This is a genomic window from Levilactobacillus humaensis (genome assembly GCF_024345185.1).
In the GTDB taxonomy this organism is placed as follows: domain Bacteria; phylum Bacillota; class Bacilli; order Lactobacillales; family Lactobacillaceae; genus Levilactobacillus; species Levilactobacillus humaensis.
The window spans coordinates 1-18,166 of the sequence record NZ_BROB01000033.1 but is presented as its reverse complement, the minus strand read 5'-3'; the positions used below and the strand labels follow the sequence as shown (position 1 = coordinate 18,166).

At 49.0% G+C, this 18,166-nt stretch carries 17 protein-coding genes; 3 read left to right on the top strand and 14 right to left on the bottom strand.

What is annotated here, in order from left to right; all coding sequences use genetic code 11:
• Positions 1 to 23: 23 nt before the first annotated feature.
• Positions 24 to 1,988 carry a DNA topoisomerase IV subunit B gene (gene parE / locus OCU14_RS09740; protein WP_261810873.1) on the bottom strand — a complete coding sequence of 655 codons (1,965 nt, stop codon included), beginning with the start codon at positions 1,986 to 1,988 and terminating at the stop codon, positions 24 to 26.
• 290 nt (positions 1,989 to 2,278) lie between these two features.
• Between parE and plsY the strand changes: the two genes are divergently transcribed.
• Entirely contained in the window at positions 2,279 to 2,899 is a 621-nt protein-coding gene (gene plsY / locus OCU14_RS09735) for a glycerol-3-phosphate 1-O-acyltransferase PlsY (protein ID WP_261810872.1), read from the top strand.
• 54 nt (positions 2,900 to 2,953) lie between these two features.
• Here the strand turns inward: plsY and OCU14_RS09730 are convergent, their stop codons facing one another.
• The 4 genes from OCU14_RS09730 to xerC form a co-directional block, all read right to left on the bottom strand.
• Complete coding sequence (locus OCU14_RS09730; RefSeq protein ID WP_261810871.1) at positions 2,954 to 3,829, bottom strand: aldose 1-epimerase family protein; 876 nt, start codon at positions 3,827 to 3,829, stop codon at positions 2,954 to 2,956.
• 93 nt (positions 3,830 to 3,922) lie between these two features.
• Positions 3,923 to 5,335, bottom strand: coding sequence for an ATP-dependent protease ATPase subunit HslU (hslU, locus tag OCU14_RS09725; RefSeq protein ID WP_261810870.1), 1,413 nt, complete (start codon positions 5,333 to 5,335; stop codon positions 3,923 to 3,925).
• A 14-nt stretch (positions 5,336 to 5,349) separates the two neighbouring features.
• A complete protein-coding gene (gene hslV / locus OCU14_RS09720) occupies positions 5,350 to 5,892 on the bottom strand; it encodes an HslVU peptidase proteolytic subunit (protein ID WP_057732546.1) in 543 nt (180 codons plus the stop codon).
• A 14-nt stretch (positions 5,893 to 5,906) separates the two neighbouring features.
• The gene (gene xerC / locus OCU14_RS09715; RefSeq protein WP_261810869.1) at positions 5,907 to 6,839 is read right to left on the bottom strand and encodes a tyrosine recombinase XerC; all 933 of its coding nucleotides are present in this window, start codon (positions 6,837 to 6,839) and stop codon (positions 5,907 to 5,909) included.
• Positions 6,840 to 7,141: 302 nt separating this feature from the next.
• On the opposite strand from xerC, the gene OCU14_RS09710 reads away from it, so the two are divergent.
• Positions 7,142 to 8,221: a DUF2087 domain-containing protein gene (locus OCU14_RS09710; RefSeq protein ID WP_261810868.1), complete on the top strand. Its 1,080-nt coding sequence runs from the start codon at positions 7,142 to 7,144 to the stop codon at positions 8,219 to 8,221.
• Positions 8,222 to 8,237: 16 nt separating this feature from the next.
• Positions 8,238 to 8,909 carry a chloramphenicol acetyltransferase gene (locus OCU14_RS09705; RefSeq protein WP_261810867.1) on the top strand — a complete coding sequence of 224 codons (672 nt, stop codon included), beginning with the start codon at positions 8,238 to 8,240 and terminating at the stop codon, positions 8,907 to 8,909.
• Positions 8,910 to 9,157: 248 nt separating this feature from the next.
• Here the strand turns inward: OCU14_RS09705 and topA are convergent, their stop codons facing one another.
• The 9 genes from topA to OCU14_RS09660 all read right to left on the bottom strand — a co-directional run bounded on the left by topA (position 9,158) and on the right by OCU14_RS09660 (position 17,868).
• The gene (topA, locus tag OCU14_RS09700; protein WP_261810866.1) at positions 9,158 to 11,269 is read right to left on the bottom strand and encodes a type I DNA topoisomerase; all 2,112 of its coding nucleotides are present in this window, start codon (positions 11,267 to 11,269) and stop codon (positions 9,158 to 9,160) included.
• Positions 11,270 to 11,402: 133 nt separating this feature from the next.
• Positions 11,403 to 12,296 (bottom strand): DNA-processing protein DprA, encoded by an 894-nt coding sequence (gene dprA / locus OCU14_RS09695; RefSeq protein ID WP_261810865.1) that lies wholly within the window; start codon positions 12,294 to 12,296, stop codon positions 11,403 to 11,405.
• A gap of 27 nt (positions 12,297 to 12,323) precedes the next feature.
• Positions 12,324 to 13,112: a ribonuclease HII gene (rnhB, locus tag OCU14_RS09690; RefSeq protein ID WP_261810864.1), complete on the bottom strand. Its 789-nt coding sequence runs from the start codon at positions 13,110 to 13,112 to the stop codon at positions 12,324 to 12,326.
• On the bottom strand, positions 13,102 to 13,965 hold the full coding sequence (gene ylqF, locus OCU14_RS09685; protein WP_261810863.1) for a ribosome biogenesis GTPase YlqF: 864 nt from the start codon (positions 13,963 to 13,965) through the stop codon (positions 13,102 to 13,104). Before ylqF ends, rnhB begins: the two co-directional genes overlap by 11 nt.
• Before the next feature lie 478 nt (positions 13,966 to 14,443).
• On the bottom strand, positions 14,444 to 14,953 hold the full coding sequence (locus OCU14_RS09680; protein ID WP_261810862.1) for a hypothetical protein: 510 nt from the start codon (positions 14,951 to 14,953) through the stop codon (positions 14,444 to 14,446).
• Positions 14,954 to 14,996: 43 nt separating this feature from the next.
• The gene (locus tag OCU14_RS09675; RefSeq protein WP_261810861.1) at positions 14,997 to 15,539 is read right to left on the bottom strand and encodes a hypothetical protein; all 543 of its coding nucleotides are present in this window, start codon (positions 15,537 to 15,539) and stop codon (positions 14,997 to 14,999) included.
• Between the two features lie 33 nt (positions 15,540 to 15,572).
• Positions 15,573 to 16,739, bottom strand: a complete 1,167-nt coding sequence (locus OCU14_RS09670) for a hypothetical protein (RefSeq protein WP_261810860.1) — start codon at positions 16,737 to 16,739, stop codon at positions 15,573 to 15,575.
• A gap of 125 nt (positions 16,740 to 16,864) precedes the next feature.
• Positions 16,865 to 17,464 carry a hypothetical protein gene (locus OCU14_RS09665; protein WP_261810859.1) on the bottom strand — a complete coding sequence of 200 codons (600 nt, stop codon included), beginning with the start codon at positions 17,462 to 17,464 and terminating at the stop codon, positions 16,865 to 16,867.
• A 29-nt stretch (positions 17,465 to 17,493) separates the two neighbouring features.
• On the bottom strand, positions 17,494 to 17,868 hold the full coding sequence (locus OCU14_RS09660) for a hypothetical protein (protein WP_261810858.1): 375 nt from the start codon (positions 17,866 to 17,868) through the stop codon (positions 17,494 to 17,496).
• Between the last annotated feature and the right edge of the window lie 298 nt (positions 17,869 to 18,166).

Genomic DNA, 18,166 nt, shown 5'->3' with positions numbered 1-18,166 from the left:
GTCTCCTTTCACCGGTAATTGATTTACTTTTCGGGATCGGAGGATTCCAACAGACTCGTGTTGTCTTCCTCTAGCGTGAATTGAACGTTGTTTTCGATCCACTTCCGGCGGGGTTCAACCTTGTCACCCATTAGGGTGGTTACCCGGCGTTCGGCCAGAGCGGCATCGTCGATCTGAACCCGAATCAGCGTCCGATTTTCGGGATCCATGGTGGTTTCCCAAAGTTGGCCGGCGTCCATTTCCCCTAACCCTTTGAAACGTTGGAGGTTATAGCCGTGATTGGCAATCTTCTTAGTCTTGGCTGCCAATTCGTCGTTGGTCCAAGCATATTCGATCTGGGGTTTCTTACCGGTCGTTTTGATGCGATACAACGGTGGCAAGGCAATGTAGATCCGCCCAGCATCGATCATCGGTCGCATGTATTTATAGAAGAAGGTTAGCAAGAGAATCTGGATATGCGCCCCATCGTCATCGGCATCGGTCATGATAATAACCTTGTCGTAGTTGGCATCTTCAATGTTAAATTCAGCGCCGACCCCGGCCCCAATCGTATAAATCATGGTGCTGATTTCTTCATTCTTCATGATATCGGGCAACTTGGCCTTCTCGGTGTTCAAGACCTTGCCTCGAAGTGGCAGGATGGCCTGGAATTTTCGATTACGGCCCTGTTTAGCCGATCCACCGGCGGAATCCCCTTCGACCAAGAACAGTTCGTTCTTGGAGGCGTTCTTGGATTGCGCAGGCGTCAGTTTACCAGATAAGAGGCGTTCGTGCTTCTTGTGGCGTTTACCACTCCGGCTCTCGTCACGCGCCTTTCTGGCCGCTTCTCTGGCCTGACGGGCCTGGGTGGACTTGCGGATCAACATCTGACCGAAGTCCCCGTTTTCCATCAGGTAGTACCCAAGTTGTTCGCTGATCACGTTGTCAACAACGGTTCGCGCCTCTGGCGTCCCCAATTTTTCCTTGGTTTGGCCTTCGAATTGCAAGAGGTTTTCTGGGATCCGTAGGGAGATGACCGCGGAAAGTCCTTCACGGACGTCGGTTCCTTCAAGGTTCTTATCGCGATCCTTGAGCAGGCCTACCTTACGGGCGTATTCGTTAAAGGCCTTGGTCCAGCCACTACGCATACCCACTTCATGACTCCCACCATCCTTGGTTCGGACGTTGTTGACGAAGGAGAGGAGGTTTTCGGTATACCCGTCGTTGTACTGGGCAGCAACCTCGACTTCAATCCCGTCTTTCTTGCCATCGAAATACATGATGTCCCCAAGGGTATCTTTGTCTTCGTTTAAGTAGCTGACGAATTCCTTGATTCCCTCTTCGTAATGGTATTCTTCGGCGCGTTCCTGGCCGGCCCGTTCGTCAGTCAGGGTAATCTTAACGCCCTTGAGCAGAAATGCCGATTCCCGTAATCGTTCTGAGAGCGTATTAAAGTTATAAACAGTCGTTGTAAAAATTTTAGTGTCTGGTTTAAAGGTCAACGTGGTCCCATTGTGGGCCCGCGTATTCCCCTTCTTCACCAAGGTTCCTTGTGGCTGGCCACCGTTAGCGAATTTTTCTTCGTAACGGACGCCATCACGAACGATGGTGACGGTGAGCGCACTGGATAAGGCATTCACAACGGATGCCCCAACCCCATGCAGCCCACCTGAGGTCTTGTAACCCCCTTGACCAAACTTACCACCGGCATGGAGGACCGTCAGAATAACTTCTGGTGTTGGAATCCCCGAAGCGTGCATGCCGACTGGCATACCCCGCCCATGATCGACAACGGTGATGCTATTGTCCTGGTGGATAGTAACGTTGATTTCCTTACCGTAACCGGCCAAGGCCTCGTCGACGGCGTTATCAACAATTTCGTAGACCAAGTGATGCAAACCGCGGCCATCAGTTGACCCGATATACATCCCAGGACGTTTACGAACAGCTTCCAATCCCTCCAACACCTGGATGGAGGAATCGTCATATTTTGCTTTTGCTTTCGCCATGCGTAAATCCCCTTTACTTTTACTAGTTTCTTTTCGTTGGTATGCCCCTAGTTTACCGCAATGCGAACATATGTTCAATAGAACGAAAGAGTTCGCGCGGCTGGGGGTTTCAGTAACCACATTATCATACCACAGGAAAACAAAGCATGGCTAGCCGAGATGACAAAGCGTGGTTAGTTTCCCGAGATAATTGGCGTAATAGGTAAAACATGCTAAAATAGTGAACAGCTTATAAACACGATCTCGATCGGATTGGGATCGTGTTGCGAGGAAGAGCGGAGGAATTACCTGTGAAATTAATTGGTTTATTAATCTTAGCCTATCTCTTGGGGGCCATTCCCAATGGGGTTTGGGTGGGCAAGACATTTTTCCACACCGATATTCGACAGTCGGGTTCAGGAAACATCGGGACCACCAATACCTATCGGGTCTTGGGTCCTTATGCCGGGACCATCGTCATGGTGTTAGACATTGCTAAGGGAACCGTTGCCACCTTACTCCCAACCTGGGGCCACGTGACCACGGTTCTTGGGACGGCCACCCCCCTCTTATTCGGGCTAATGGCCATCTTGGGCCACACCTTCTCGGTCTTTGACCACTTCAAGGGGGGTAAGGCCGTCGCCACGTCGGCGGGGATGCTCCTGGCTTACAATCCCATCATGTTCGTCATTGCGGCCGGCCTGTGGGTCAGCCTGATCTATTGGACCAGCATGGTGAGTCTGGCCAGCATGATTGCCTTCTCGTTGATCACGGTGATCTCTCTGGCCTTTCAGGACTGGTACTTAACGGGGATTGCCCTAGTGCTCACGGTGTTTGTTTTCTACCGTCACCGTGCCAACATTACCCGCATCAAGGCGGGTACCGAGTCCATGGTGCCCTTTGGCCATGGCTATCATAAACGCGCACATTAAGAAGCGAAAAAGCTTCCGACGACTAGTTGAAGTCGTTGGGAGCTTTTATTTTGTCTAAAAATAAGTGACCTGGTAGTGTGCTTCAAAGGTTTGACCACCGGCGAGGCTTTGTAAACCAACCTTGTCGGTAAACTGACCCGAGGCCTGAACATCATCGGCCAGTCCCCACCACGGCTCTAGGCAAACGAATGGGGCTTGCTTAGGATATGGTGACCAAATGCCCAGATACGGTGCGGCGACGGTCAGGGCTACCCCGTGGTCGTCAGCGGTCGTGCTCAACATGACCGTGGTTTCATGGTTGTCGAGCGTTAGAATTTGCGCGTCATGGTTGAATAAGTTGTGATTCAGAGTCAACGGTTGCGTGAGATCCAGCGGAACCGAATGCTGGCTGTCACTGGCAGACCCCACTAAGGGGATGCGCTGGTAGGTCTTCTTCGGTGAAACCGTAACTTGGTAGTCAGTGAAGTCGGCTAACGCCCCACCTAAGGGCACGTTGAAGCCCGGATGAGCACCAATGGAGAAGTACAACGTATCTTCCGCTGGGTTCGTAACGGCTAAATCAGTCCGTAACTCGTGCGCTTTCAGTTCAAACGTCAGGGTCAGCGTGAAATCGAAGGGATACGCTTCACGGGTCTGATCGTCACTCGTCTGTTGGAGCACAACGCGGGTCGCCGTTTGGTCTTGGACCGTGAATGGCCGGTCGCGGGCAAAGCCGTGCTGGGTCATGTGATAGCTGTGATCTTGGAAAGTGTATTGGTCCTGATTCAACCGACCAACGATTGGAAAGAGAATCGGGGCATGCCGTCCCCAGTACGCGGCATCGGCCTGCCACATGTATTCGAGGCCGCTCTCATTGTCGCGGACACTGCTGACTTCGGCTCCCAACGGGTTAATTTTAACCGTCAGGTAGTCATTCTTTAACGTTAACATCGAATCCCTCCCACAGTGATAAACACTCTCTTTATGATACCGCAACTTCGCAAAAAGGACCAAGGCCGTTTGCCCTGGTCCCTTGAGCTGTGATTAAAGAATGTAACGTGATAAGTCTTTGTTTTGGACGATGTCGCCAATCTTGTCGTTGACGTAATTTTCGGTAATCGTGACGTCACCCGTCCCCATGTCAGGCCCTTCGTAAAGGAGATCTTCGAGGAGCTTTTCCAGAACCGTCTGTAACCGACGAGCCCCGATGTTCTGGTTTTCATGGTTAAGTTCAAAGGCGAGCTCGGCAATCCGTTCGATGGCTTCCATGGTGAAGGTTACCTTGACGTTGTCCGTACCAATCAGGGCAATGTATTGCTTGATCAGCGCGTTGTTCGGTTCCGTCAGGATTCGGACGAAGTCATCTTTGCTGAGGTCATTTAACTCAACTCGGATTGGGAAACGACCTTGCAGTTCGGCAATGAGGTCACTCGGCTTGGATTCGGCAAAGGCCCCGGCAGCGATGAAGAGAATGTGGTCGGTATCGATAGTGCCATACTTGGTCTTAACCTGCGTCCCTTCGACGATTGGTAAGATGTCGCGTTGAACCCCTTCACGGGAAACGTCGCCACTGTTTTGGCTACTGCCCTTGGCAATCTTGTCGATTTCATCGAGGAAGATAATCCCGGTGTTTTGGGCGCGTTGGATGGCGTCGTGGTTGATGTCAGCGTTGTTGACCAGCTTTTCGGATTCTTCGCTGACCAAAATTTCACGGGCTTCTGCTACCGTGACCGTCCGCTTGATTTGCTTCTTTGGCATGATGGCACCCAGGGTATCGTTGAGATCGATCCCCATTTGCCCCAGCATGTTGTTATCGGTAGCGTTGGCCTGTTGCGGGTCAGCCATTTCGATTTCAACTTGATGGTTTTCGAGGAGTCCTTGGTTCAGTTGTTCAGCCAATGACAGACGTTCATTTCGTAGATCGTCACTAACTTCTTCTTGTTCACTTGGGGCCGTCGGTGTCTGGCCGTTTTGCATTTGACTAAACATGTTCATCATGTTCGCAAAGTCATTGTTGTTCTTGTTGGCCTTCTTCTTGGCTGGTGCCAGGAGCTTGACTAACCGCTTGTTAGCCGCCTGAACGGCATCGCTACGGACATTCTTGAATTGGTCTTGCTTCTCCATGCTGACGGAGACTTCGACGAGATCTCTAACCATGGATTCGACGTCCCGGCCGACGTAGCCGACTTCGGTGAACTTGCTGGCTTCGACCTTGGTAAATGGGGCGTGAACGATCTTGGCTAAGCGCCGAGCAATTTCAGTTTTCCCAACCCCAGTGGGTCCGATCATGAGCATATTCTTAGGTGAAATTTCTTCTTGCATGGCGGCATCAAGCTGCATGCGTCGGTACCGGTTGCGTAAGGCAATGGCAATGGCTTTCTTGGCTTCGTCCTGACCGATAACGTATTGGTCAAGCAGGGCCACAATCTCTTTTGGTGTTTTATTAATAGCGTCCACAGTGAGGCCTCCCTTTATAATTCTTCTGAAATGACGTTTTCGTTCGTAAAGATATCGATTCCGCCGGCAATGTGAATGGCACTTTCGGCAATTTCCTTGGCACTCATGTCGGTGGCGTGGTGATGTAGCGCTGTTGCGGCGGCTAAGGCAAAGTTACCACCAGAACCGATGGCTAAGATGTCATCGTCCGGGGCAATGACTTCACCAGAACCGGAAACTAACAGCATCTCGTCCTTATCCATGACGATTAGCAGGGCTTCCAACTTTTGTAAAGCCTGGTCAGAACGCCATTGCTTGGCAAGTTCAACGGCAGCTCGTTGTAAGTTACCACTGTATTCGTTGAGTTGACCTTCGAATTTTTCTTCCAGGTTGAAGGCGTCGGCAACACTGCCGGCAAAGCCGACAACGACTTGGTTGTTGTAGATCCGACGAATCTTATGGGCGGTCCCCTTCATGATGACCTTTTCTCCCATAGTGACTTGACCATCGCCGGCCATGGCGTTATGGCCATTGTGCCGAACCGCACAGATGGTGGTGGCTTCAAATTTTACTGGCATAGTTGAAAATCTCCTTATTTGGTTGATGGTGACTGATGATCCTCTGTGGCTCGCGGGAAGAACTGACGATAATCCCGTTGGAGGTGTTCACGCGTCACGTGGGTATAAATCTGAGTGGTTGAGAGGCTGCTGTGTCCCAGAAGCTCCTGCACGGAACGGAGATCCGCCCCGTGATTCAGGAGATGGGTGGCAAACGTGTGCCGCAACATGTGGGGATGAATCTCCCCAGTTAGCGTGCTGCGTTTGATCATTTGATTCAGGAGGTACGTGACCCCTGCTGACGTGAGCTGCTCCCCATGGGCATTGACGAAGACGAAGTCATGCTGGTGGTGATACTGCGTCATCAAGGGGGTCCGTGCAGTGTCGAAATACGCTTCAAGGGCGTCGCTGGCATAATGGCCAAACGGCACGTAACGTTCCTTGTTCCCTTTCCCATGAATCAACATGAGTCGGTTGTCGAAGTCGATGTCCCCCATCGTCAAGTTCACACATTCGCTGACTCGAATTCCGGTGCCATAGAGTACTTCTAGAACTGCGGAATCACGGGTCGCCAGTCGGGCATTGGGATTGGCTCCCGCCGCCGTGAAGAGTGCCGTCATCTCACGCTCATAGAAGAAACGTGGGAGATGATTCTGATGGCGCTTGAGTTGAATGTAGGCAAATGGGTCGTCGGCGACCTGACCGTTACTCATCAGAAAATTATAGAAGGAACGTAGCGAGGAAAGTTTACGGGCAATGGTTGTTCGTGCGTAGTGTTGGTCGTAGAGATGACTCAGATAGACCTCCACATCGAGCTGATCAATCTTGTCCCAGGGCTTTCCCCCACCGTTTTCCTCCAGAAAAGTGGTGAACTCCGTCAGATCCTCCTGATAGGCCTTGACCGTCTCAGGTGAATACTGACGTTCGCCGCTTAGATAACTCATGAACTGTTCAATCGCTGTTGCCACGGCGCTCACCTCCTATTTCTTTACGAGTTAATGCTAGCAAACGCGCCCTAAAAACTCAACTAACTCATCAAAAAGGTTGTGAGCCGGCTTGATAAACTGGTCGTTGTTGTGGCGTGGTGAACGATAATGACTGGTGCTGAGAACTTACGTTTATGATAATGGTAAACACTAACTTTAGTGACTTAATGTGTTTAAATGTGGTTAAAACCGCAATTATTGTCCTTTTTGATTGCTGATTATAAAATTACTGTTGACAGAATTGATAAACATTTGTAAAGTAGAGGCTATTGGAGGGATGAGACATGAACTTAGTTGATCTGACAGTGACGGAAATTGAACAGGGCTGGCATGAAACTGCTGAAGCCTACGTCTGCAATACTTGTGAGGCGACGTTTGCCAAGGACCAGGTCTTTCCGGAAGATGATAAATTCTATCCGGCGACCTCGATGATCCAACGGCACCTGGCGGCTAGTCACCCCAATGCCGTGGCTGACCTGATTCGAACCGACAACAAATACAATACACTGACAGCCCGGCAGCGTGACCTCCTACTGGCATTCGCTCAGGGCCATAAGGATGCGGCGATTGCTGAAAAAATGGGCGTGGCGGCGGCCACCGTGCGGCATCAAAAGTTTACCTTCCGTGAAAAGGCCAAACAGGCCAAACTCTACCTGGCCATTTATGAACAGGTTTTCAATCAGCCAGCGCCGGTCGATCAACTGGTCACGTTCCCTGAACAGCCCGGAAAAAAGGATGCGCGTTTTACCATGACGACGTCCGAGTACGACGAGTTGGTCATGAAATACTTTACGTCCAGCACCCCGTTGACATTAACGCGGTGGCCTAGACACCAAAAAGCCATCTTAGCTGTCTTGAAGCGGGTCAGTCAGACCTTGCCCATGACCCAGCATCTGACCGAAGTGGAACTTACGGCTAGGTTGAAACCGATCTACGCCGACTTCCCTTTACTGCGTCGCTATCTCGTTGATTATGGGTTCCTGAAGCGTACGGCGAGTGGTAGTGAATATTGGCGAAACCTTAATGATAAGGAGCAGCAGATGAACCGTAAAGAACTCATTCAAAACTATAAGGCGGCACCGACCTACTACGGTGTGATTCAAATTAAAAATAACCAGAACGGCAAGACCTTCATTGACGTCGCCCGGAACATTCACAATCGCTGGGGTTATTATCAAACGAACCTCAACGAGAACTTCTACCATGATACGGCATTACAGGCAGACTGGAATGCCCTCGGGGCGGATGCCTTTACCTACAGCGTCCTCTGGAAGGCGGATACCGCGGATGTCGATAATCTCCGGCAGACACTGAAGGATCTCAAGGCCAAGTGGCTGGAGAAGTGTCAGCCCGCCTATAATTAATCAGAAAGGGTTTAACATGACAATTTTAAATACGCACAGTACCCCGATCGACCTGGCCACTTGGTCACGGCGGGAATACTTTTACTACTTTACCAAGATGATGCCAACGGGTTTCACCCTTACCATTGATCTCGATGTCACGGCAACGAAGGAATGGATCGCGGCCCGCGACTACAAGTTCAATGCGGCCTATCTCTACCTGGTCTCGAAAGTCATCGCCCAGACACCGGAATTTAGGGTGTCGCGAGACGATGCCGGACAACTGAAACGTTATGAGGTTCTTCACCCGTCTTACTCGGTGATGCATGCGGATGATCACAGTATTTCTAGCCTGTGGGCGGTCTACGATCCCGACTTCCAACAATTCCATCGCAATTATCTAGCTGATCTGGCCGAATACGGTGATCAACGCACGCCGATGCCCAAGGTACCTCAGAGTGCGAATACCTACATGATCGGCAGCATTCCCTGGACACACTTTACCAGCTACACGCCCCTGCCTTTTACGCCGCTGAATACCTTCTTCCCAATCATTCAGGCGGGAAAATTTGAACAGGAGGCCAAGCGCTGGCAAATGCCCCTGTCCTTGACGATTCATCATGCAGTGGCCGATGGCTACCACGTGAGTCAATTCCTGGAACAGCTCCAATTGGCCTTTGACCACCCTGAGGTCTGGTTGGCCAATTAAAGAATTAGAATTTTTTTAAAGCGACAGTCTGACTCGATATTGAGTGAGACTGTCGCTTTTTAAGGCAATTCAGACAGGTCTAACGACACTGTTGGGGCTAAATCATTATTCGATTGAAACGATTCTTTCCCAAAAGATGCGAAAAAAAGACGCTATTTTACGTTAGTAATAAGTGAAGGGCCAAAAAAGGCGTCGACCCCTGAGAGGTCAACGCCAATGAAACGTAATTAAGATTTAATTGTGGAAACCTATTTCTGTGGGGCTTCTTCGTAATCACCGTTAGGACAAACGATCTGCGAACCGCCACGAATCTTCTTGGCAACTAGGTAGTGACCGTCCTTCGGACAATCACGGCCAACGGGCTTGTCCCATGAGACAAAGTCACAGTCCGGATAACGCGAACAACCGTAGAAGATCCGGTTCTTCTTGGACTTACGTTCGATGACTTGGCCCTTGTGACATACGGGACAAACGACGCCGATTTCCTTAACGATGGCCTTGGTATTCCGGCAATCTGGGAAGCGCGAACAAGCGTAGAACTTCCCATAACGCCCCATCTTGATGACCATTGGGGCACCACAGATATCACAGTCGAAGCCGGCTGGTTCGTCGCGAATTTGAATCTTTTCGATCGCATCTTCGGCGTGCGCCACTTCGGTTGAGAATGGTTTGTAGAAGGTATCGATGACCTTGACCCAATCCTGCTTGCCTTCTTCGATCCCATCCAATTGTTCTTCCAGACCGGCCGTGAACCCAACGTCCACGATGTCGGGGAAGTACTGGTTGATGATGGTATTGACGATGTCCCCGAGTTCAGTCGGTTCGAAACGCCGACCGACTAACTTAACGTAGTAGCGCCGTTGAATGGTATCCAGTGTTGGGGCATAGGTTGATGGTCGACCGACACCATTTTCTTCCAAAGCCTTGATCAAGTTGGCTTCGGAATAACGTGCAGGCGGCTGGGTAAAGTGTTGGGCCGGATCGGTCTTGGCTAAGGTCACGTGATCGCCAATCTCGAGATCAGGGAGGAGATTATCCTTTTCCTTACCACCCTTATAAATCTTCAAGAACCCTTCAAACTTCATCTTGGATCCGTTGGCTCTGAAGGTCACGCCGTTTTGGTCCAGCGTAACGGCCATGGTGTCCATAATGGCGTTCGTCATTTGACTAGAGACGAACCGGTTCCAAATCAATTGATAGAGTCGGAATTGGTCCTTAGTCAGGCGTTCTTTCAGGCTCGCTGGTGTCCGGAAGACCGACGTTGGTCGGATGGCTTCATGGGCATCTTGAGCGCCTTCGGGCAACTTACCCTTGATGGGCTTAGTTGCGGCAAATTCAGCCCCATATTTTTCATGAATGAACGTTGAGGCTTCATGCTTGGCGATGCTGGAGATCCGAGTGGAGTCGGTCCGCATATAGGTAATGAGCCCTTGCGTGCCTTCCTTACCCAGGTTAATCCCTTCGTAAAGCTGTTGGGCAGCCATCATGGTCTTTCGTGTCCGGAAGTTTAACTTCCGGTTAGCGTCTTGTTGCATGGAGCTGGTGGTAAATGGTGGTTGAGGGGAACGTTTCCGTTCCTTACGCACGACGTTGGTGATGTCGAAGTCACCCTTACGATCCAGTTTACCCAATACGGATTGAACGGCATCGTTGTCCTTCAGGTCGGCCTTCTTACCGTTTAGGCCATAGTAGCTGGCGCTAAAGGTATGACGAGCCTTCTTGAAATCGGCATCGATCGTCCAGTATTCTTCAGGCTTGAACGCCTTAATTTCATTTTCACGGGCAATAATTAGGGACAGTGCGATCGATTGCACACGACCGGCACTCAGGCCCTTCTTAACCTTTTTCCACAACAGAGGCGAGATCGAGTATCCCACCAACCGGTCTAAGATCCGGCGGGCCTGTTGGGCATTGACCAGGTCCATGTCGATGGACCGTGGCGTCTTGAAGGCTTCCTTGACGGCATCCTTCGTGATTTCGTTAAAGGTGACCCGGTTCTTAGCGGTCACATCCAGGTTAAGGACGTGAGCTAAATGCCAGGCAATGGATTCCCCTTCACGGTCAGGGTCAGATGCCAGATAAACGGCTTTGGCCTTCTTGGCTTCCGAACGCAGACCCTTGATCACATCGCCTTTCCCCCGAATGGAGATGTAGTGTGGGTCATAGTCATTATCGAAGTCGATCCCCATTGAACTCTTGGGCAGATCTCGGACGTGTCCCAAGCTAGGAACGACCTTGTAGGTCCGACCTAAATATTTCTCAATGGTCTTGGCTTTAGCTGGTGATTCTACAATCACTAATTTTTTTTGTGGCTTTCGCCGTTTCTTAGCTGGCGTTTTAGTTTTTGCTTTAGTCGGCAATGCACATTACTCCCTCGAATAATAGGCAACGAAGCCCCACTTGGCGGGAATCCCCGTTCCTATCGACTTGTTTTAACTGCGAAACAAAAGTTCGCTAAATATTTCACTATAATCCCACACATGATATTTCAAGTCAGGGTAGCTTGTCAACTAAAACTTCTTCTATTATATGATCGGAATTCAAGATTGGTTTCGCCCCAGCGAGAATTAATTCATTGGTGCCGACTGAATTTGGTCCGTCGATTGTCCCCGGAACCGCGAGGACATTTCGGTTCTCTTGAAGCGCAAAATTAGCTGTGATCAGACTCCCCGAATGATGAGCGGCCTCGACCACGAGGACACTCTGCGAGAGCCCCGCAATGATCCGATTTCGTTCTGGAAAATGATGTCGCGCGCCGTTGGTCCCCCAAGGATATTCCGAGAGCACGAGCTGGTCGTGAGCCAGTGTGTCCATGAGGTCGCGATTGGCAGCGGGATAACACTTATCTAAGCCGGTCCCAATGACTGCCACCGTGCGTCCACGATGGGCTAAGGCCACCTGGTGACTGAGTGTATCGACGCCCTGAGCCAAGCCAGAGACAATGCAAATGTTGGTTTCGACCACGGGTGGCAGTAACAGGCGCATGGCTGTCAAGGCATATGCCGTGGGGTGTCGTGAGCCCACAACCGCCAATTGCGGTCCTTGAAGATTGCGCAGATCACCCTGAAAGAATAACGCCACCGGTGGCGTGTAGATTTCCTTGAGTTGTGGCGGATAAGCGTGATCAACAATGGTTAGGCACCCACTATGCGTGAGATTTTCGGTTATTCGCTGGTTCATGGCGTGACTGAATAGCTCCAGATGAAGTTGTTTGCGGCGATCGGCGGTTAACGGTAATTCGGCACCCAATTGGTCGAGCGTGGCGGCGGTGATGACTTGAATTTGGGGATGGGCCATTAACCAGTGCCAGCAGGCCACACAGGTCTTGGGGCCGATGCCGGTGACTAAGGGTAAGCGCATGAAAAAATCACGAAGTGTCAGTTGCATGGGTGCAACCTCCTGTCCTCTTTAGGACTAACTCCGTGATTCGTTGGCGATTATTTTCTGAACGGGTGAAAAAGTTCGACGGTGAATCGGGGTCACGCCCCGATCGGCTAAACCACTCAGGTGCTCCGCGGTTCCGTAACCGGCATTTTTGGCAAAGCCGTAACCTGGATACAGTTGATCGTAGGCCGCCATCAAGTGGTCTCGATAAACCTTAGCGACGATACTGGCCGCCGCAACGCTGGCACTCTTCGCGTCCCCTTTGATTAACCGGGTTTGCGGAAGCGCCACCGGAATCTGCATGGCATCGACGATCAAATGATCTGGTGCCACGCCGAGTCCTAGAACGGCTCGTTGCATGGCTACCCGCGTCGCCTGATAAATATTAATCTGATCAATGAGTTGTGGACTCCCAATCCCAATGCTGACGGCCGTGGCCTGTGCCAGAATCTCCGGGTACAGGGCCTCGCGTTCCTTAGGTGTGAGTTGCTTAGAGTCGTTGACCAAGGGAATATCAAAGTCACTGGGCAAAATGACGGCCCCGGTTACGACCGGCCCGGCTAACGGCCCTCGACCAACCTCATCGACCCCGGCAACCTGCTGACCAGCCGCCCAGAACGGTCTTTCGTAGTGAAGACGATGTTGAAAGGCTTCCTCAGCGGCCTCACGACGCGCAAGCTGACGTTTAAGCTTGGCCAGGAGTTGCTGGGCCCCTTTGCGTGGATCGGCGGCTAGCGCCTCCAGACGGGGGTCTGAAGGCGACGTCACATCTGTTAGTTGTTGGCGTAGTTCGGCTAGACTAACGGGTTTAGTCGTCATGGTCCTCACCCGCTTGTGGGGCCCGGTCCAAGGTGAACCCGCCCATCTTAGAACGACGAGCGTCGAAGATGAGACGTTCGCTGGCCCGTTCGTAGTCTTCGCGCATGCCCAGTTTGGCGGTAATTTGCATTAACAGATCGACGTCAGACAGGTCGAAGTCTTCATCTGCCAAATGATACCGTTCTTGTAGCGCGGCCTGGTGATACTGCCGGAAGAAATTTAATTCGAATAAGGCGACGTCATCCTTGGCATAGAGCTTTTCCTTGATGGCCCCGGTCAGGGCGAGCTTCAACGCCACATCTTGATCCTTGAACTTAGGCCAGAGGATTCCGGGCGTGTCTAGTAATTCCAAGTGTTTGCTGGAGCGCAACCACTGTTGGCCCTTCGTTACACCGGGGGTATCGCCGACCTGAGCGGCCTTGCGGCTCACCAGGTGGTTCAGTAATGTGGACTTCCCCACGTTAGGGACTCCAACAGTCATGGCCCGCATTGGGCGTTCTCTTAGGCCCTTTTCCTTTTCAGCGGCAAGCTTGTCGGCCAGAATGCTGGCCGCAATCTTGGTGATCTGCTTGGGGGTCACGTTGGCTCTGGAATCAATCGAAATGGCTGGCAAGTTCTGTGACTGGTAGTAACGCATCCAGGCAGCAGTTTGTTGTGGGTCTGCCAAGTCCTTCTTGGTTAAGATGATTAAATGTGGCTTGTCCTTTGCGATTCGGGTAACCTCGGGGTTACGGGATGAAGCGGGAATTCGGGCGTCGACCAATTCGAAAATAATATCCACGAGGTGGACGTTTTCTTCCATTTGGCGAATCGCCTTGGCCATGTGGCCTGGGAACCATTGAATGGTACTCATAGTGTTCTCTCCTTTGATGTAGCAACGTTTGTAGCTTGTTGTGTGTCGTTTATTTGTAAAATTATTTAAGCCATTGTGTGTTTCGAAAGTCATACTGATCACGTTTGCAGAGTTTGTCGATAATGTTTTCTGTCGACTGCCATTGTGTCGTCACTAGCAATGTATTGAACCTGATCGCTAGAGCCAAGTCCCCTGTTAGTGTCATTCCCAAAAAGGAGAACAGCAAAAAAAGTAGAACGGAATTTAATCAGCGTTTCCATTCTACCATTTTATGAACGCTTTAAGATAGTCGGCGTTTCAATTGACATTTAAATGTTCCCAACGAACCTATTTGATCTGAATGCCATCCGTCTTGAAGTTGTGTTTCACTCTTTTAAAGCTAACTGCCCGATTGTTGCAAGTTGCTTTGGCAAAGGACTTCATAGGAATTATGCTATTTAAAAATTCATTCAGGCGTTTTCTGTGTATGAATTATTTTTTACCATACAGATGGCATAGGGCCGCCACCAGCTCCACGAGTGCCCACACGTGCATAATAATCTTTTTCTGCTTGCGATTCGGTCTTAGTTTTCTTATTTGTGGAAGTTGAACTACTATTCTTAGTCGATACAGTAGGCTTCTTGACTGTCTTTGCCTTCAAATCAGACTTTTTGACCCAACCAGCAGCTTTATTCTTTGAAGTTGTCACATAGTAGTATACAACCTTCTTTTTGCCGGCCCGATACACCTTGGTTTGCTTAGTACGTTTCCAAGTTGACTTAGTATAGTTCTTCAGGTAATGATTAGCCTTCAAAGTTAGTCTTTTCGAACTACCCTTGAATTTATAAGTCTTACCTTTCTTGTTTCGCACCTTATACTTGGTATGTTTAACTTTTACAACCTTAGTGCGTCGATATTTAGTGCTTGCATCAGCTGTTGCTGGTACTAAGCTACCACCAAGCATTAACATTGCCGCAAATGCGGCAAACATAACATTCGTTTTTTTCATTTTAAAAACTCCCTTTTGGCCGACTGCTTAAATTACAGTAGAATTATTTAAAAAACATAGACAAATAAACAGTTTGAGAAGGGTTGCCTAAGCCATCAAGAGCTGCGCCATCAGTACTGTGTGCATATTGGTTGCGACCTTTTTTATTGAAGGTTCGATACCATGTGTCAAAATCAGCTTCCGTATGCTTGGTTGCCTTATAAGTCTTCACAGGCTTCATATCCGTTAATTTAACCCAGCCACCAGCGTGTTTCTTCTTCGTGATTGGGGTCATATAGTAATAGACCATCCAACTACGCTTATGCTGGATTTGGGTAATCTTGGTTCGAGTCCACTTGTTCTTCTTATAATTCTTCAAATAATGATTGGTCTTCAATTTTACATTCTTGGTCGTGCCAGTCATCTTGTAGGTTTTACCCTTAGTATTCTTAACCCGATACTTAGCATGATTCCATGTATTTACCTTTCTAATCCGACTGTATCCGGTCTTGCTTGAAGCAACTGCCGTAACACTGGGCATCACGGTGCCACCCATCATGGTGAGTGCCATTGTAGTGACCACTAAAAGTCGATTCATTTTTTTCATTTTAAAACCTCCTTTGATTTTGACCGGTCTGGTTTATTTAATCTGAATGCCATCCGTCTTGAAGTTGTGTTCCGCTGTTTTTACGCTACCAACAGCTTCAATCGATGAGTCATCATCTGTGCTTAATTTAGAAATATTGATGTTGCCCTTAGAATCATACTTGAGCTCAGTCAGCCGTACCTTGTAGGTTTCAGGTTTGGCATCATCGTCATCCTTATCGATCACGGTGTAGAGGGTATCAACTTCTAAGAGTTGTGTACCGCTGAGATCAGCATCGCTGTTGATGGTAACATCTTCTTCGAAGCCGTTATCATCATTATCAGTATATGGGATGAGATACATGGCCTTGAAACTATTGGCATAACTCCCAAAATCATCGTCAGCTGAGTATTCCTTGTCAATCAAGGCATCACTAAGTTTTTGAACGGCTTTGACATTCTTGAACTTAGTCAATGGTTTGAGACCATGCACTTTTACCGTGAAGTAGTGTTTTCCTGTATAGGTCTTGCCATCGTTGTTGAAGAAGTCTACAGGGGCTTGAATCTTCACCTTATCCCCGTTGGAAAGGTGGCCATTATTGGAAGCTGTCAAGTCAGTTGCGTCCTTCCAGTCGGCGCTCTGACTCTTGATCACCGTTTGACCACGGCCGTTAAAGCCAGTGAAGGAAACCTTCAGCTCCTTGAAGACAGAACTTGTGGCGATGGTCTTGATCTTCTCCAAACCCTTTACCTTGAAGGTTTTGCTTTCCGGCTTAATAGGATTGGACTTGTCGTTGCTCGTATCAACCTTCAGAGTCACCGTATCGCCATTACTGAGATCACCAGATTTAGAAGCAGTCACTGAGGTTTCCTTGTACCATTGGCTAATCTTGGCGAGTTTTTCACTGTCCCCGGATGAGAGCCCGGTTTCATCGTCCTGCCAGTTAGCAATATCATCGGGTCTAGCTGTTAATTTATTGGCCCAGTAGTCACCAAGCTTGGCACGCTTGACCATAACTTTCATGATGATATTTCCAGAATTGAAGGTAACGTTACCGGAACCGTTGTAGCCGGTAAATTGGACATTTGATGCGTTATGACTGAAAACGCTAATCTTGCGGTGATTCCAGAAGTACGCACCGCCAAAAATTAAAATCAAGATTAGAGCAACGACTCCAACGCGGGTCCAGGTTTTCTTTGAAACTTGTTTTAGGGCATCCATATTGACCTCTCCTGTATGTGATTTTGCTAGCTAAAATAAAAGCCTAGAGCCTTGGACGTCAGAAAATAAGCCACAGGTCGTAGCCGTTCAGAGTCTGATAAAGGTCTAGACTTAAATTAAAGGAATTACTTCCGGGTATTGAGTGCCGTAAAGACATTGGCCGCAGCGGAAATTGCGGACATCTTATTCGTTGATTGGCTAACGGCAAGATTTTCTTGTTGCAGAGACAGTTGATCATTCTGGAAGTCCTGTGTTTCGGCAACGTTAAAGGCTTCCTGTAACGAGGTTGCACGATTTTCGTTAATCAAGTGAATCAAGCGATCAATCGTCCAGAAACTATAAAACTTGTCAGGAAAGTCAGCCTTACCATCGATGTAGGCTTGCTCTGACATAGCTTGGGCGATCTTTTCGTTGGCCTGTTCAACATCTTGTGCGGCTACTTTCTTTTTCTGGAAATAGAGAATAATGGCATAGATCAGGCCAACCCAGCACGCAACCGCCACTATCCCTGCCAATGATGGACCAACAATAGGAACAACGGCGCTAGCTACAACAGGTGTCAGGAAAAATCCCCCGACGACAATTAAGATCGTTTGTCGTTTGAGCGATTTGGCCTTAGCCTCGAAAGCTTGTTGGGCCTCATAGGCGTTATGGCGAGCGTCTTGAACACCAGCGGTTAAATCACGTTTTGCAAATAAATAAGTTAAAATTTCTTCTTTTGTCATGATGTCATCTTCTTAATTTTTTATGTGAACTAATCTTCAAGGGTATATGTTAAGCCTGCGGCGAAGGCACCTGAACCAGATCCAGATGAGACCTTAAATGACTTGTGGTCATCAGCTAACTTGGCATTGATGGTAGTGCTATCGAGGTTAAACTTCAGGTCCTTACCATCAATCTTGTAAGTCCCCGTGGCCCCCTTCTTGCCATCTTGGTATTCAACGACCTTATTATCACGGGTGAATTTCAACGTATCTTTCGACTTAATAAATAAAACCGTGACTTCAGCGGAATAATTACCATTTAATTTCTTAGGCTTTAAAGCAATGACCCCAACTACAATGACAATAAGTGCAATTACAACGCCAATGACCCATGCGGGTTTGACACCTGACAACTTTGATTTCATCCTCACCACTCCAATTTCGTTATTATAATTTTAGAATACTAGAATAACCTATACTCTATACAGCTTATACTAGCAAATATAGGGCTAAGTATCAATATTAACCGGCATAAGTATGGGTATAATATGTATTTAACGCTGATTTATCTGGGAAAATGAGGAAATGGCTTCTTCAACTGTGTCATTGCTAAAAATTTTGATTCCCTATTGGTGGTGAATTTAGCGACGAATTGTCAAACCAAGTGCAACACTTTATCAAATAAAACTTCTTCAGGGGTACAGTAGTCTAGAACCTTTCTCG

What these genes read in the sequence shown, in the direction of transcription:
- OCU14_RS09705 (WP_261810867.1), top strand. Translation starts at nt 8,238, where the DNA reads ATGACAATTTTAAATACGCACAGTACCCCGATCGACCTGGCCACTTGG.
- OCU14_RS09675 (WP_261810861.1), bottom strand. Translation starts at nt 15,539, where the DNA reads ATGAAAAAAATGAATCGACTTTTAGTGGTCACTACAATGGCACTCACC.
- parE (WP_261810873.1), bottom strand. Translation starts at nt 1,988, where the DNA reads ATGGCGAAAGCAAAAGCAAAATATGACGATTCCTCCATCCAGGTGTTG.
- ylqF (WP_261810863.1), bottom strand. Translation starts at nt 13,965, where the DNA reads ATGAGTACCATTCAATGGTTCCCAGGCCACATGGCCAAGGCGATTCGC.
- hslV (WP_057732546.1), bottom strand. Translation starts at nt 5,892, where the DNA reads ATGCCAGTAAAATTTGAAGCCACCACCATCTGTGCGGTTCGGCACAAT.
- dprA (WP_261810865.1), bottom strand. Translation starts at nt 12,296, where the DNA reads ATGCAACTGACACTTCGTGATTTTTTCATGCGCTTACCCTTAGTCACC.
- OCU14_RS09710 (WP_261810868.1), top strand. Translation starts at nt 7,142, where the DNA reads ATGAACTTAGTTGATCTGACAGTGACGGAAATTGAACAGGGCTGGCAT.
- OCU14_RS09665 (WP_261810859.1), bottom strand. Translation starts at nt 17,464, where the DNA reads ATGACAAAAGAAGAAATTTTAACTTATTTATTTGCAAAACGTGATTTA.
- OCU14_RS09670 (WP_261810860.1), bottom strand. Translation starts at nt 16,739, where the DNA reads ATGGATGCCCTAAAACAAGTTTCAAAGAAAACCTGGACCCGCGTTGGA.
- OCU14_RS09660 (WP_261810858.1), bottom strand. Translation starts at nt 17,868, where the DNA reads ATGAAATCAAAGTTGTCAGGTGTCAAACCCGCATGGGTCATTGGCGTT.
- OCU14_RS09680 (WP_261810862.1), bottom strand. Translation starts at nt 14,953, where the DNA reads ATGAAAAAAACGAATGTTATGTTTGCCGCATTTGCGGCAATGTTAATG.
- OCU14_RS09730 (WP_261810871.1), bottom strand. Translation starts at nt 3,829, where the DNA reads ATGTTAACGTTAAAGAATGACTACCTGACGGTTAAAATTAACCCGTTG.
- rnhB (WP_261810864.1), bottom strand. Translation starts at nt 13,112, where the DNA reads ATGACGACTAAACCCGTTAGTCTAGCCGAACTACGCCAACAACTAACA.